The sequence below is a fragment of the Variovorax sp. GW823-FHT04F07 genome (assembly GCF_058795995.1).
In genome coordinates, this window is record NZ_JBXAIG010000004.1 from 182,505 (window position 1) to 197,872 (window position 15,368).

The 15,368-nt window shown below is 63.6% G+C and carries 14 protein-coding genes; 10 read left to right on the forward strand and 4 right to left on the reverse strand.

The genetic code is table 11. The features are described from left to right. Positions 1-12 precede the first annotated feature (12 nt). From AC1RAA_RS19950 to AC1RAA_RS19990, 9 genes are all read left to right on the forward strand, one after another. The gene (locus AC1RAA_RS19950) at positions 13-816 is read left to right on the forward strand and encodes a 3',5'-cyclic-nucleotide phosphodiesterase (RefSeq protein ID WP_492730208.1); all 804 of its coding nucleotides are present in this window, start codon (positions 13-15) and stop codon (positions 814-816) included. A 202-nt stretch (positions 817-1,018) separates the two neighbouring features. Continuing rightward, complete coding sequence (locus AC1RAA_RS19955) at positions 1,019-1,537, forward strand: pilin (protein WP_492730209.1); 519 nt, start codon at positions 1,019-1,021, stop codon at positions 1,535-1,537. A 303-nt stretch (positions 1,538-1,840) separates the two neighbouring features. Next, entirely contained in the window at positions 1,841-2,500 is a 660-nt protein-coding gene (locus AC1RAA_RS19960) for a GspH/FimT family pseudopilin (protein WP_492730211.1), read from the forward strand. A 53-nt stretch (positions 2,501-2,553) separates the two neighbouring features. Beyond that, positions 2,554-3,156 carry a type IV pilus modification protein PilV gene (gene pilV, locus AC1RAA_RS19965; RefSeq protein WP_307637715.1) on the forward strand — a complete coding sequence of 201 codons (603 nt, stop codon included), beginning with the start codon at positions 2,554-2,556 and terminating at the stop codon, positions 3,154-3,156. Beyond that, positions 3,153-4,163, forward strand: a complete 1,011-nt coding sequence (locus tag AC1RAA_RS19970; protein WP_492730213.1) for a PilW family protein — start codon at positions 3,153-3,155, stop codon at positions 4,161-4,163. The genes pilV and AC1RAA_RS19970 overlap by 4 nt, the downstream gene beginning before the upstream one ends. After that, on the forward strand, positions 4,160-4,783 hold the full coding sequence (locus AC1RAA_RS19975) for a pilus assembly PilX family protein (protein ID WP_492730215.1): 624 nt from the start codon (positions 4,160-4,162) through the stop codon (positions 4,781-4,783). The genes AC1RAA_RS19970 and AC1RAA_RS19975 overlap by 4 nt, the downstream gene beginning before the upstream one ends. Before the next feature lie 73 nt (positions 4,784-4,856). Then, positions 4,857-5,300, forward strand: coding sequence for a type IV pilin protein (locus AC1RAA_RS19980; RefSeq protein ID WP_492730216.1), 444 nt, complete (start codon positions 4,857-4,859; stop codon positions 5,298-5,300). Between the two features lie 131 nt (positions 5,301-5,431). Then, positions 5,432-9,301, forward strand: coding sequence for a pilus assembly protein (locus tag AC1RAA_RS19985; RefSeq protein ID WP_492730218.1), 3,870 nt, complete (start codon positions 5,432-5,434; stop codon positions 9,299-9,301). A gap of 107 nt (positions 9,302-9,408) precedes the next feature. After that, a complete protein-coding gene (locus tag AC1RAA_RS19990) occupies positions 9,409-11,115 on the forward strand; it encodes a PglL family O-oligosaccharyltransferase (RefSeq protein ID WP_492730220.1) in 1,707 nt (568 codons plus the stop codon). Between the two features lie 10 nt (positions 11,116-11,125). Here AC1RAA_RS19990 and moaC read toward each other — a convergent pair whose 3' ends face one another. Further along, on the reverse strand, positions 11,126-11,614 hold the full coding sequence (moaC, locus tag AC1RAA_RS19995; protein ID WP_492730222.1) for a cyclic pyranopterin monophosphate synthase MoaC: 489 nt from the start codon (positions 11,612-11,614) through the stop codon (positions 11,126-11,128). A 54-nt stretch (positions 11,615-11,668) separates the two neighbouring features. Here moaC and AC1RAA_RS20000 point away from each other — a divergent pair, with 54 nt between their 5' ends. Beyond that, positions 11,669-13,240 carry a M48 family metalloprotease gene (locus AC1RAA_RS20000; RefSeq protein WP_492730224.1) on the forward strand — a complete coding sequence of 524 codons (1,572 nt, stop codon included), beginning with the start codon at positions 11,669-11,671 and terminating at the stop codon, positions 13,238-13,240. 21 nt (positions 13,241-13,261) lie between these two features. On the opposite strand, the gene AC1RAA_RS20005 is transcribed toward AC1RAA_RS20000, so the two are convergent. The 3 genes from AC1RAA_RS20005 to AC1RAA_RS20015 all read right to left on the reverse strand — a co-directional run bounded on the left by AC1RAA_RS20005 (position 13,262) and on the right by AC1RAA_RS20015 (position 15,011). Next, on the reverse strand, positions 13,262-13,618 hold the full coding sequence (locus tag AC1RAA_RS20005; protein ID WP_095747298.1) for a phage holin family protein: 357 nt from the start codon (positions 13,616-13,618) through the stop codon (positions 13,262-13,264). 107 nt (positions 13,619-13,725) lie between these two features. Further along, positions 13,726-14,190 (reverse strand): hypothetical protein, encoded by a 465-nt coding sequence (locus tag AC1RAA_RS20010; RefSeq protein WP_062475284.1) that lies wholly within the window; start codon positions 14,188-14,190, stop codon positions 13,726-13,728. 86 nt (positions 14,191-14,276) lie between these two features. Next, positions 14,277-15,011, reverse strand: a complete 735-nt coding sequence (locus tag AC1RAA_RS20015) for a TerC family protein (RefSeq protein ID WP_062475282.1) — start codon at positions 15,009-15,011, stop codon at positions 14,277-14,279. Between the last annotated feature and the right edge of the window lie 357 nt (positions 15,012-15,368).

Here is a 15,368-nt window from a genome sequence, read left to right on the forward strand (position 1 = left end):
GGGTCTTCCACAATGCAGGTTCGCGTGCTGGGTTGCTCGGGCGCCATCGCCAAGGACTGCCGCACCACCTCGTTCCTGGTCGATGCGGACCTGCTCGTGGACGCCGGCACGGGCGTCGGCGACCTCACCCTCGACGAGATGGCCGCCATCGACGACGTGGTGCTCACCCACTCGCACCTCGACCACATCGCCGCCCTGCCCCTGATGCTCGACGCCGTCGGCAGCCGCCGCACTCGGCCCTTGCGCGTGCATGCCCTGGCGGCCACCATCGACGCACTGCGGGCGCATGTGTTCAACAACGTCATCTGGCCGAATTTCGAACGCATTCCCAGCCCCGAATCGCCGTTCGTGAGCTTCCACGAGATCACGGTCGGGCAACGCCTCGAGCTGGGCAGCGACGCCCCCAAGCTGATCGAGGTGCTGCCGGCCGTCCACACCGTGCCGGCCTGCGGCTTCGCCATCCGCCGGGCGGAAGGCGGCGCCCACTGGGTCTTCAGCGGCGACACCGAACGCAACCCGCCCTTCTGGGAGCGCATCAATGCGATCGACGTGGCGATGCTGGTCATCGAGACCGCCTTCAGCTCCCGCGAAGAAGCCTTGGCCGAACGCAGCCTTCACCTGTCGCCGGTGGCCCTGGCGCACGAGCTGGCGCACATCGATCCGGGGAAGCAATACCCGATCTACATCACCCACACCAAGCCGGCGGAGACCGAAGAAATCATGAGCCAGATCGAGATGCTGGCGGGGCGGGAGGTGGCTGGGTTGGCGCAGCGGGACATCCGTTGGCTCAAGGCGGATGGAGTGCTGACCTTCTGATAGGGCCCGGTCGGGCATGACAAATTTGTCGACACAATTGGCATCTGAGTGCGAGTTGTGTCACATCATGTAACCATCTTGTGACCAAAGACGGCCTGGTCGAGGGCTGCAGGGTGGGGAAGCTGGGTGGCACGGATGCTGCGGAAGGTTCCTCGCTCCGGGCTGGTTCCCGGGCTCTACAAACCAACCTGGAGTTAATCGAATGAACCGTCGCACTCTCGCTCGCCGCGCACAAGCCGGCTTTACCCTCATCGAATTGATGATCGTTGTGGCGATCATTGGTATCTTGGCTGCGGTGGCTCTGCCGGCATACAAGGACTACACCATCAAGGCCCGCATGTCTGAAGTGGTTCTGGCCGCATCGCAATGCCGCACGACGATTAGCGAAACGATCCAAAGCATGGACGCGGCCGCAACGCTCTCCAACGCCGCGAACGCCAATGCCTTTGGCTGCGATGCGACGACCCCCACCAAGATGGTCCAGTCCATCTCTACGAATGGCGCCACGGGCGCGATCACCGTGGTTCCGCATGCGGCCAACTTGGGCACGACGTTCGCCGCGACCGATACCATCGTTCTGACGCCTAGCTATCAAGTTGCCGGCACCGCAACCGCCTATGCTCTGAACGCTGCCGGCGGCGGCCAAGGCACCCAAGTGTTCGAGTGGAAGTGCACCTCGACCGCCAATGCTGCCAAGTACGCCCCGGGTTCGTGCCGCTAAGCCCTGAGGCATTCCAAAGAGCCGCCTTCGGGCGGCTTTTTTGCGTCTGCGCGGTGCTGTCTTTGAGCGCGGCGCTTTACGCGGTTTGAGAACTGCGCCGGGGCGTCTATGGATGGCGGGGGTAAGGCCATCCTTGCTGGTTTTGCAGGCAGGCCAAGACCAGCGAGACAACCGGCATCTTGATCCGCGTTGTTCAAATTTGCTGGATGCCGCCAAGCGGTTGCTGTTGCGCGATGTGCGGCATTTGCTGATCGAATGCATCGCATAGCATTGAAAGTCACATAAAGACACATTCTTAAACAAGTGCAAAAACCTCTCCGGCCGGCCAATCAAGCTATTGAGCACGAGTCGCGTGGGCTTTTGTGCGCGGCATGCCTTGGTCTTCAGCCCTCGCGTCGCCAACGCGGTCTGACAGCCATCGAACTGTTGGTCACGCTCTCCATTTTGGCGATCCTGCTCGGCATTGCCGCCCCTTCGATGTCGCGCTTCGTCAACCAGTGGCGTGCTTCCAATACCGTCAACGCCCTGACCGGCTCGCTGCGCATTGCGCGCACCGAGGCGATTGCGCGTGGACGCCCGGTTGTTGTGTGCCGGGTGGCGTCCAGCACCGCCACCGCCTGTGAGACCGCCGCGGGCGCCAAAGGCTACGCCAGCGGCTGGATCGTGTTCGTCAACAACGATCGCGACGCCAACAACGACTTTTCTTCGACGAACGGCGATGAGCTGTTGCTTCGTCAGGTGGAGCCCTCCGGCATCGCGTCCATCAAGCTCAAGACCGCAGGGCGCTTTGTCTTCATGCCCAACGGTCTGCTGAACGGCGCTGCCAACGGCATCGACATCGACGCCACCGGTTTCAGCAGTGCCAGCGCCACGCCGTGGGCGCGCAAGGCCCTCTGCATCACCAAGCCTGGTCGTGTCCGCTACGTAGCGAACGCGACCGACTGCGATAGCAACGAGGGATGAGGTCGCCCGACAGCTCGGCCGTACCTGGACAGCCCCGCCCTCTCTTCACGGACATGAAAACCCACAACAGACAACGAGGCGCCACCCTCATCGAGGTGCTGGTGGCCATCGTCATCCTGGCCGTTGCCCTGTTCGGCATGGCGGGGCTCACGTCCTCGGCCATCAAGTACAACCAGTTCTCCCGCATGCGGGCCACCGGCTTGAGCCTGGTGACCGACTACACGGAGCGCGCCCGAGCCAATCTCTCCGGCTTTGCGAACTACGCCAACACCACGGCGTACACCGCCAGCACGCGTTCGGCCGCGACGACCGACCCCACGGAGGCACCGGCCAGTTGCCAGGTCGATACCTCCAATCCCACGAATCCCATCAATACCTGCGGCGCGGCCATTGCGAACTACGACAAGTCCCAGTGGCTCACCAACGTTGCCAACCGGTTGCCGGGCGGCACCGCCTACGTCACCGCAGACCTGACGGACGCACCGGCGGGCGTGAACGGCCTGCCAGCCACTCGCGTGCTGAACATCTGGTTGATCTGGACCTCGATCCAGGAGGGCGATGGCTTTCGTCAGTCGCAGCCGTGTCCCAAGGGCGCCAACATTTCCGAGACGACCGAGGCTTCGCTGACCTGCATGTATTTCCGGGTCACGCTATGAGAAACACCGCAACCTTCTCGCCCCGTGCGCGCCGGCAGCACATCGCCGGCTTCACCCTGCTCGAATTGCTGATCGCGCTGACGCTCGGGCTGGTGATCCTGGCGTCCAGCCTCTCGATCTATGTCGCATCCAGTCGGGGCAGCCAGATGTCCCAGGTCGAAACGCAGATGAATGAGGACGGCATCCTCGCTCTCAACCTGATCCAGCAGCAACTCAAGCAAGCTGGTTACTCGCGGCAGATCATTCCAGGCAGCGGTGCCACTGTAATGGGCAACTATGCGGGCCCGGCTGTGCGTGGGTGCGACGGTGGCTTTACCGATGCCACCGCTGCGGGCGCCTTTGGCAGCCTGGCGTGCAAACCGGGCGGCGGCAGCGACGCCATCGCCATCCGGTACGAGGCCACCACGGACAACACGACGCCCTCGACCGACAGCACGCCGTTGGCGACAAATTGCGTGGGCACCGGCATCTTCGCGGCGACCCCCTCGCAGGTGGCCCCACCTCCGACGCCTGCGTCTGCAGCGCCAAACTACACCCTGGCAGACAACCGCTACTCGGTGACTGACGCGAGTACGCAGCCCATGCTGTCCTGCCGCGGATCGGAGAAAAGCGGCGCCACGGCCAACACCATCGGCGCCGCGCAACCGCTGCTGGCCAATGTCGAAGACATGCAGATCCTCTACGGTGTGGCCAATCGCCCCAGCGCCGAATTGGCCTCCACCTACGATCCCATGCGGCACCAGATCGTCAAGTACCTGAATGCCTCCGAGGTCGACGCATTGGCCAGCAGCGGTGTCCTTCCCGATCTCACTGAAGACCGCTGGAGCCGAGTGTTGAGCGTGCGTGTGTGCCTGCTCATGCGCAGCGATCGGACCGTGAAGGACGTGCCCGCCGGTGGGACGTCTTACAAGAACTGCAGCAACGTTGACGTCACGAACAACGATGGCTATCTGCGCAGGGCCTACATCACCACGGTGCTGCTGAGAAACCGCCTGATCATCCAATGAGCACCACGCCTTCTATTCATCGCTGCCCGCACATGCTTTGGGGACGTACCCCTGTCCGGCGAGAGGGCGGCGCGGTGCTGGTCATCACCCTGATCCTGATCGTGATCATGTCGCTGCTGGGCACATTCGCCATCCGCAATGCGACCCAGAGCGAGCGCAGCATCAACGGCATCCGCTCCACCGAGGTAGCTCGGGAGGCCGCGGAAACCGCGCTGCGTTTCTGTGAGCAGGTGGCCATTTTCGATGGCGACGGCAAGGACTACACCGAGTACTCCACCACGGGCCTGCGCGGCAAGATCATTACCACCACGATCGGCTCGGAGTTCGACCCCACCGCCGAGTGGCGCAAGAGCGCCAGCTGGACAGGCAATAACGTGATCAGCCTTCCGTCGGACTACTACAACAAGAAGCCCTCCGGCACCGACGTCGACTCCGCACAGCTGGACATCGCGCCGCGCTGCCTCATCCAGAAGATCGAAAGCACGTCCACACCCAAGCTCACGGGCTATCTGATCACAGCCCGGGGTTTCGCCAATAACGCCAAGTTCGACAGCTCGACCGGGAAATCCACCCGGGGCTCCGAATCATGGATGCAGTCCGTGCTGTCGCGCAGCAGTTGATTCCATGCACCCGTCTCTCTCCGCTATGACACACCTACCTTTCGATTCCCGTCGGTCTCGTCGCGGCTTCACCTTGATCGAAGTCATGATCGTCGTCGCGATCGTTGCCATCCTCGCGGCCGTCGCGTTGCCGAGCTATCAGGAGTACGTGCGCCGTTCCAAACGTGCGGAAGCCCAAGCCATCCTGATGGAAGCCGCGCAGTTCATGCAGCGCTATTACTCGGCCAATGACCGCTACACCGCCAGCACGGGGGGGAGCAGCGCCGCTGAGGTCGAACAGAAGAATGGCAACGTCAGCATGCTTCCCGAGCACCTTCGCAATTCGCCCAAGACGGGCACTGCCAACTACACCGTTGCCGTGTTCGCGCCCGACACCACGCACAGCTACACCCTCAAGGCCACCCGCACCGGGAGCATGAGTGCAGACAAGTGCGGCACGCTGACCTTGAACAGCCAAGGGGTGAAAGGCGTAGATAGCCCCGCCACGGGCGTCAACGTTGCGGATTGCTGGAAATAGCGAACGCAACGGTCCGCTCAAACAAATAGCAGCGCCTGAGATCCGGTTGGTTGCGCGCCACGAGCGTCGCACCACGTCACCGGCCTCACGGCACCCTTGAAGAAATACCAGATCGCCCGGGGAAATACGCGATGAACACTGCATTCCAGACCCTTGCACCGACCACGCAGACAACCTGCGCGTGGCGCGCTTTTCGACGGATCGCGCACCGTTTGATCGCTGCGCTCGTTGTTGCAGCTTTTCCTGTGGTCGGCGCGTTTGCTGCCGGCTCGCCCAGCCAAGCGCCATTGTTCAGTGCAGTGCCGGGCGCCAAGCCCAACCTGATGTTCGTACTGGACAATTCAGGATCGATGGCGTACGAATACCAGGAAGGGTATTCGATGCCTGAAAGATGCAAAGGCAGTTCGTGTGATTACGCGTGGTATCGCATGCGATCGAGCAGCGTCAATACGCAGTACTACAACCCTTCGATTACTTATTCGCCTCGAGTCAATTCAAGCGGTGTCGCAGAAGTCAATCCGCTTGTTTTCATAGACAACCAATCATCCAGAAAATTTACGTATTCGGCGCCGGGCATCGATTACACGATCAATGACGATAATTATGTCCCGTCCTATGTCACGTACACGACGGCGAGCAGTGTGGACAGTGATGCGAAATTTTCCTATGTTCGATGCACAAACACAAGCTGCTCCTCCAATGCCACAACAGATATTACGCCGACATCAGGCAGCGTGACTTTGCCCACGGGGCACAAGCGTACGGATTGCGGAGCAAATGCGACCGAATGCACCAAGGCAAAAGAGCTTCAAAACATTCTCAATTGGTATCGCTGGTATCGCACTCGCACCCTCGCGGTCAGTACGGCCGTGGGTCAGGCGATGCAAAACTATGACAACAAGTTTCGTGTGGGATATGTTCAATACAACTACACCAACACGGCAACCGAAAAAAGCGGAACGGCAACCAGCATCGTACGAGGTGTTCGGTATTTCAGCGACGACAAAGATGATGCCAATAAGAAATGGAAGACACAGTTCTACAACTGGATCTATGGAATCATTCCGGCTCAAGGAACGCCAAGCCATAATACGTTGTCCCTCGCAGCCGGCTATTACAATGGTGACGTCAAATCGACTTACGGAAATCCCTGGAAAAATGATCCGACAAGCACGGGTGAAACCAGCGCAACCAACGATCTGAGCTGCCGGCGCGCTTATTCGATCGTGTTGTCCGATGGCGCGTGGAACTCTGCAACCACAAAAAACGCCGATATCAAATATGCCAGCACGCAAGGCACGAATTACAGCGGAAATCCGTCTGGCAACCCCGCCGCGCTTCAATTCAACCCGAGCGGAGCCACGGGGTCCAGCAATACCAATCTGGCAACCAGGCTCGCAGCCCGCAATCTCTACATCCCATACAGCGATGGAGAGGCAAGCAGCTACGGCTTCGCCGACCTGACAGCCCGTTACTTCTGGCGCACGGACTTCTCCGACACACTGCCTAATAACGTCCCTCCCATTGAAGGCCAGCACAACCCCTCTTTCTGGCAGAACATGACAACCTTCACGATTGGCTGGGGGTTGACGCCGTCGGGGGAGTCTGGGACGGCCAACGGTTTGACTTGGGCACAAATCAATGCATACAACAACGATTGGCTTGCCGGTAATTCAACAACGCGTCCCAAGTGGGCATCTGGCGATTTGAACTCGACCTCTGGCAGTGCGGCCGATGCCCGGCGCGTCGATGACTTCATCCGCGCCGGCTTCACTGGTGGTGGTCGCGCGTACAGCGTCTATTCGGGTGAAGATGTTCGCCAAGCTCTCGACAATGCGCTCAGCAGCATGGTGGGTTCGGGCAACGATGCCGGTGTGGCCGTGTCAGGCAACAGCAGCGAATTCCAGACACTGGAAAACCAATACAAGTACACGACGGAATATCAAACGGCCGACAACAGCGGCGACATCAAGGCTTTCCAGCTGAATGCCAGCGGCGGCTATCTTTCCGTGGATTCGTCCGGCAAGGCAGTTCCCGCATGGTCCGCCAATGCCAGGATGCCGGCCCTGACGAGCCGGAAGATTTTTTCCCTGTCGGACTACGACGCCAATGCGCCCAGCAAACTCGCCACCAAGCGTGTGGAGTTGAACTACAACACGACGCTGAATAATTTGCCGCTCGACTTCAAGGCGCTGTTGAATGCGGACAACCTGCAAAAAACCGACAGCAGCTTCATCCGCTACCTGTTGGGTGAAGACCCGCAGAAGGACATCAACAACACCGTCTATCGCTCACGCAAGCAACCGATCGGCGCCTCGGTCAATTCGCCGCCGGTGTTCGTGGGTGGACGTATCGACATGGGCTACAACATCTATGGCTCGGTCGATGGCAAGGACACCTATGCCGCCTATAAGGGCAACAAGACATCGCTGCCTCCGACCATCTTTGCGGCCACCAACAACGGCAAGGTCCATGTGCTGAACGCCGCCAAGAACGACACCACGCTGTCGGGCATTCCGGCCGGTACGGAACTGGCCGAATTCATGCCCAAGGGGGCCATGGCCTCACAGATCGATCTGGCCAACTCGAATTTCCGCTTCCGCTACACGCTTGATGGGCCATTGGTGGAGCACGACGTGTACGACACGAACAACCTGACCCCTGCGGGCGGAGCCGCCGCATGGCGCCAACTGGTGTTCGGCACGGGTGGGCGCGCGGGCAGCTTCATGTATGGCTTGGAGTCACCCATGAACTCGGGGAACCGGACCCCGACCAAGGATCACTTTCTCTGGGAATTGAACAACAAGACCGAGGGATACGACAACCTGACCAATGTGACCAACAACCCCACCGCAGGTCAGCTGGACGACGGCACTTGGGTTGTGCTGACGGGCAGCGGCCACTACCCGGCGACGGGTAAGCAGGTCGGCCTGTACGTGGTGGAGGCGATCACCGGAAAACTCAAGAAATTCATCCCGCTGCCAGCCGCGTTTGGCAACGCCGTCACCGGCGGCAACCGCGGCCTGGGCGGTGTAGTCGCCGTGCGGGACACCACCCGCAAGATCGTTGCTGCCTATGCCGGTGACGCCAACGGCAATCTGTGGCGTTTCGACCTGCGTAGTTCGAAGTTCGTGGTGTCCTATGACCGGCCGCTGTTCACCACGCCGGGTGGTAAGACGCAGCCCATCTATGCGGCGCCGACATGGCAGGTCCACCCCGGCGACGCGAGCGCCTGCACGTACAGCACCACGTCGCAGTGCGGCGCCATCGTGGTGGTGGGCACCGGCATCCTGTTGGACGAGGACGACCTGACGACGCCTGCAACAAAGCAGGCCATCTACGGCATCTGGGACCAGACGCCGATCGGGGGCAACGACAAGACGGGCTTCAACAAGGTCGTGCTCACGGATCTGGTGGCGCAAACCATCGACATGGGATCGGCGAAACTGGGAACCGGCATCGAGAATGGCAAGAATTTCTACCAGGTCAGCGCCAACCCCGTGGACTGGAAAACCAAAAAGGGGTGGTTGCTGAATCTGGGGGTGATCAACTACACCGGGGCCATGGCCAACGGTGAACGCGTGGTGGGCGACCTGGCCAACCTGGGCAGCAGCGTGATGATCACGTCATTCCTGCCGGAAGACCGGAACCTGGGCCTCGAGTCCTGCACGGCCACCGGCAGCCTGCCCAACATCATCTATGTGCTCGACGCGCTGACGGGCAAGAACAAGTATTCCTTCGACGTCGATTCCAATGGCAGCTTCGATTTCTATTCGATCGTCTCCATTCCTGCTGGTGGCTTCACGCGTGGCAACGTGAGTTCGCGCAACATGATCGGCCAGCCGAACGAAGGCCGGCCGGACCTGAGGCCCGATGTCGATTGCACCAACGAGACCGGCTATCTGACCGGGGTGGGCGGCACGCAGAAGGCCGGTGACGGCTGCTCGGCGCCCAAGGTCTGGCGCCGCGCCTGGAGGCCGGTGGTTTCGCCGCCGTTCTGAGATCCTGACGGTACGGCGAGCTGTCGCCGGCAGGGTTGTCGGGCGTTGCTCTCTGGCCCGACCGGGCCGCCGTTCGGAAATTCGGGCCAAGGGCACAATGTCAACGGATGACCGTTGACATTGCCTGCGCCCCCGCACCTGTGGCCGACCGCGCAAGTCTCGTGATGCTTGCGGGGCTGGTGGCATTCCCTTTCTTGAGCCCGTTGGTCGCGGGACCCTCAGTCAATACCTGGCAGTCGTTCGTCACAGGGGCATGCCTTGCAGGACTGCTGGTGCTGATGCCAACAGCCCCTCTGCAACGAAAGATGTGGATCTGGGTGGCCGCAAGTGCGTTCTTCGTCGTGCTGTCAGACGCGGGCCGAGTCACCGCGATCCTGTGGCCCACATTGGGCGTGTTCGTGGGAATAGGCGCTGCAGCCTCCATTGGCGCGGGGGCGGTCAGCGGTCAAGGGCCGCATGCCCGTGCAGTGGCGGTGGGCCTGCTCGTCGCAGGCTTGCTGACCGCGGTCCTTGGCCTGCTCCAGTACTACGGCTGGGCGGAGCTTCTTGGCCACCTGACCACCTCTCCCTCCGAAGGACGTGCCTGGGGGAATCTTCGCCAGCGCAACCAGTTCGCGACGCTGATCAACCTTGCCTTGGTCGCGGCGTTATGGCTGTATGCGTCGCGGCGATCTCGACGCACTGGATGGGCGTTGAGTGTCGCAGCCGTTCTGCTGGTCGCAGCCGTGGAGGCGTCAGTGTCCCGCACGGGCTTGCTGCAATTGCTGTTGATCGCCAGCATCGCCGCCGTCATGGCATGGCGGGAGCGCCGCAAGTCGCAAGGAGGCGCGCAGAGCGAGCGTTTCGGTCTTCCTGCGCCGTGGGTCCTGTTCGGCGCGATTCCCTTGTATGTCGCATTTCATTGGCTGTTGCCGTATCTGGCCAGTGCCGGCACTGCGGTTTCCGGCACCGGCATGCTCCACCGCCTGCAACCCGCCGTCGTCACCACCGACAGCCGCATCGTCCTCTGGCAGAACGTCCTGACCCTGATTGCCCAACGCCCCCTTACCGGCTGGGGCTGGGGCGAACTCAGCTTCGCGCACTTCGCCACGTTGTACAACGGCCCGCGTTTCCCCGTGATCCTCGACAACGCCCACAACCTGCCGCTGCACCTTGCCGTCGAGCTGGGCATTCCGGCGGCGCTGTTGATCTGCGGGGGCTTTCTGTGGATGGTGGGTGCGGCGAAGCCTTGGCGCGAGCGCGATCCTTTGCGGCTGATGGCGTGGGGCCTGCTCGGCGTCATCCTGTTGCACAGCCTGCTCGAGTACCCGCTCTGGTACGGCCCGTTCCAACTGGTCTTCGGGCTGTGCCTCGGCATCCTGTGGCCGGCATCGCCCAAGCGCCCGGAAGCGAACGGCAGAAAGCTCGCCGCCTTCGCCGCCGCCGCAGCCTGGGTGGCCCTCATCGGCTACGCCGCCTGGGACTACACCCGCATCAGCCAGATCTACCTGCCGCGCGAGGCCCGCATGCCGGCCTACCGCGACGACACGCTCGCCAAGCTCCAGGGCTCATGGCTGTTCTCACGCCAGGTGGACTTCGCCGAGGTGACGCTGACAGCCGTCACGCCGGCGAATGCCGCGCACATGCACGACCTGGCCGGGCGCGTGCTGCACTTTTCGCCCGAGCCGCGCGTCATCGTGAAGTTGATCGAAAGCGCCGAGTTGCTGGGCCGCGATGCCGAGGCGCATGCATGGGCCGAGCGCTTCCGGGTGGCGTTTCCGGCCGCGTTCGCCCGCTGGCTGGACAACCGCCCGGACGACGCGCCCGAGCTATAGCCGCTGGATTTCAGCCCGCAGTCGCGACGTAGCTCCCCGACTTCCCGCCGTGCTTCTCCAGCACATGCACGTCGGTGATCCGCATCCCGCGGTCCACGGCCTTGCACATGTCGTAGATGGTGAGCAGCGCGACCTGCACGGCGGTCAGGGCTTCCATTTCCACGCCGGTCGGGCCGACGGTCTCGACGGTCGCGGTGCAGGCCACCTGCGGCGCCTGGCCGCCCTCGGCGAGCGCGAAGGCCACGGCCACGCGGGTCAGCGCCAGCGGGTGGCACAGCGGGAGCAGGTCGCTGGTCTTCTTGGCGGCCTGGATGCCGGCGATGCGCGCGATGCCCAGCACGTCGCCCTTCTTGGCGGTGCCCGATTCGATCAGCGCCAGCGTCGCGGGCTGCATCTCGATGCGGCCGGTGGCCACGGCCACGCGGTGGGTGGCGGGCTTGGCCGCCACGTCGACCATGTGGGCCTGGCCCTGGGCGTCAAAATGGGTGAGGGTGCTCATCGGTGAACGTTCGTTTTGAAGATGCATCATACGAGCCCGAGCCACAGACGAGGAATGCCGCGCTTGACTCCCTCTTCCCACAAGAAAACGCGCCCGACGCCCCTCCGGCATGCGGTGTGCGCTACTTTTTTGATAGCTTCCCAGGTGCTGCTGCCGGCCCCCGCGCTGGCGCAGGTGCAGCAGATCCTGCCGGGCCTCGGTGACGGCGGCGAGATGACGGCCAGTGCCGAGCGCCGGCTGGGCGACCAGATCGTGCGCGAGCTGTACCGCGACACCGACTACATCGATGACCCGGTGATCGCAGCCTACGTGCAGGACATCTGGCAGCGCCTGCTGGCCGCTGCGCGCGCGCGCGGCGAGCTCACGCCCGAGCTCGACGAGCGTTTCGCCTGGACCATCCTGCTGGGGCGCGACCGCAACATCAACGCCTTCGCGCTGCCGGGCGGCTACCTCGGGCTGAACCTGGGGCTGCTGGCCGCGGTCGGCAGCCGCGACGAGTTGGCGACGGTGCTCGGGCACGAGCTGTCGCACGTCACGCAGCGCCACATCTCGCGCATCATGAACAAGCAGGGCAAGCAGATGCCCCTGATGATCGCTGGCCTGATCCTCGGGATGATCGCCGCCAGCAAGAGCCGCAATTCCGACGCCGGCCAGGCCGTGATCATGGGCAGCCAGGCGTTGTTCATGCAGAACCAGCTGAGCTTCTCGCGCGACATGGAGCGCGAGGCCGACCGCATCGGTTTCGGCGTGATGACGCAGGCGGGCTTTGCGCCGCAGGGCGCCGCGGCGATGTTCGAGAAGCTGCAGTACGCCTCGCGCCTGAACGACAACGGCTCGTACCCCTACCTGCGCAGCCACCCGCTGACGACCGAGCGCATCTCGGACATGCAGGGCCGGTTCCAGTTCCGTGCCGAAGCGGCACCGCCGACGGTGCCGCTGGTGATGGACCACGCCATGGTCGCCTCGCGCGCTCGCGTGTTGACGCGCCCGGGCGTCGACGTGCTGCGGCTGTGGGTCAATGCCGCGTCGAGCGGCGAGTTCGCGGGCAGTTCACCGGCCCAGCAGGCGGGCACGCTCTACGCGGCGGCGATGGCGGCCAAGGAGCTGCGCGATTTCAAGGCGGCGCGCGCGCTGGCCGAGCGGCTCGTGGCCCGCACGGCCGACGACGCGGCCGCGTCCAAGCAGGCGCGCTGGCTGCAGGCCGAGATCGAACTCGCGGCCGGCGGCGCCGCTCGTGCGGCGGCGCTGCTCGACGCCAAGTCGAAGGAGCGGCCCGAGATGATCCTCGCGGCCGAAGCGGCGATCGCCCAGCGCCAGCCTGCGCCGATGGTGCCCGTGCTGCGCGACTGGGTGGCCGTCCATCCGCGCGACGCCACGGCCTGGCGCACGCTGGCCAATCTGTACGGCGCGCAGAACGACACGCTGCGCGCGATCCGCGCCGACGCCGAGGCCAACGTGGCGATCCTCGACTACCCGGCGGCGCGCGACCGCTTCAAGGCGGCGCAGGAGCTGGTCCGCAAGTCGGGTGCGCCCATCGACCACTACGAGGCATCGATCATCGACACGCGCGCACGCGCCGTCGACGTGCTGGTCAAGCAGCAGGCCGAGGAGCCGCCGCTGAAGTAGTGACGCGTCGAGGGGCGGCGTTCAGCGCCGGGAGGACAGCAGCCCGCCCAGTGCGCTTTCGATGAGCAGCCCGAGCAGCGAGTAGATCAGCGAGCCCAGCAGCGCGGCGAGGAAGCCGTTCACATGGAAGCCGCCGAGCAGGCCCGAGGCGGCCCAGAACAGCAGGGCGTTGATCACGAACAGGAACAGCCCGAGCGTGACGATGGTGACCGGCAGCGTCAGGATCACCAGCACCGGCCGCACGACCATGTTGAGCAGGCCGATCACGGCCGCTGCGAGCAGCGCCGAACCGAAACTTTGGACCTGGACGCCGCTGTAGAGGTAGGCGACCGCGAGCAGCGCCACGGCGCTGAGCAGCCATTTGAGGAGGATGCGCATGCGCCGCAGGATACCCCACGGGCCCGCACAAAAGAACAAGCCCCGCTGCGTTGCCGCAGCGGGGCTTGTGTCGGTTCGGAGGGCAGGGCGAGTGGCCCCGCCCAGGCTTATTCGGCCAGCTCGTTCGCCAGCACCAGCAGCGCGCCCATGCCCATCACGGCGCCAGGAAAGGCCCAGCCCGATTGCTTGGGCGGGGTCTGGTCGGGCGTGACCGGTTCCAGGTCGACGCCGATCTTCGGGCGGCGCGCATCGACCACGTGGGTGGCCGCGTGCTCGCGCTTGAGTTGCTGCGTCAGGTCGGTCAGCGGGCCCTTGGCCAGCACCGCCGTCACCTGGCCGCCGTTGCGTTCGAGCAGCGGCAGCATCTGCGCCTGCACCTTGCTGAACCACTTGGCGCGCCAGTTCTCGCGCGCGCTGTGGCTCACCCATTTGCTGATCCGGTGTGTCATGCGCGGCGCGCAGGCCACGAGCACCCAATGGCGCGCCACGACGTTGTCGGCATCCGGCGCCAGTTCGGCGAACTGCTCGCTGGCATAGACGGCGTCGTCGACGTAAAGAATGATCTTTTCCATGAGTGCTCTCCTTTGATAGTTAGAGTGACAGAGACCGGATTGATGCAAGAAGTTTCAGTGCGGGGCGTTTATCGTTCAACGAACGCTCAGTGGGCCGGGGTGGCGGGGGCCGGCTTGCGCGAGGCCACCCACTTGCCGATCGCCAGCACCAGCAGCGCACCGATGATGCCGGCGGCGTACTTGATGGTGTCGGTCTGCGGCACCTTCGGCACCCAGGTCCAGTTGGCGGGGTTCGCCAGGGCCGGGTCGGACACGGCCATCGTGCCGGCGATCCAGCCCAGCAGCATGCCGCCCAGCGTGATGATCATCGGGAAGCGGTCCATCAGCTTGATGACCAGCTGGCTGCCCCAGACGATGATCGGGATGCTCACGAGCAGGCCGAAGATCACCAGCGGCATCTGGTGGCCGTCGCCCGCGCCTTGTGCGGCACCGGCGATGGCGATCACGTTGTCCACGCTCATGACCAGGTCGGCCACGATCACGGTCTTCACGGCGCCCCAGAGGCGGTCGCTGCCGGCGATGTTGCCGTGCGCGTCGTCATGGTCGGGGGCCAGCAGTTTCACGCCGATCCACAGCAGCAGGATCGCGCCCACCAGCTTCAGGAACGGAATCGCGAGCAGCGTGAGCGCGAAGAAGATCAGGATCACGCGCAGCACGATGGCGCCGGCGGTACCCCACAGGATGCCCTGGGTGCGTTGCGCGGGCGGCAGCTTGCGACAGGCCAGCGCGATGACGACGGCGTTGTCGCCGCCCAAAAGAATGTCGATCATGATGATCTGACCGACCGCGACCCAGAATTCCGGGGCCATGAACTGTTCCATAGATTCCTCTTTGTCTTGGCGCCACGCCCGCAGCTCCCTGATGGGGACCACGACGGGCAGCGGCATGCCGATGCGTTTCGATTCACCCTGCGCGGGTGCGGTCGAAAGCGGGGGAGCGAAGGCCGGGTGACACCGGGGACTTGCGAACGCTTCGACCAAACCTGCGCAGGTTCAAATCGAAGGTCTCGCTCGACAACAGCAAGCGCGCCGACCTGCGTCCGCGCGTGTGTCGCCCGACAGGCCGGAAGTGTTGTGCTTCGTATTGACGACCTGACGATTCACGCTGCCCGGGGACAGCGATCGGGAGCTACTCCCCTTCGTGGGCGGGATTAGAGCATTGAAGACCGCGCCGAGGCA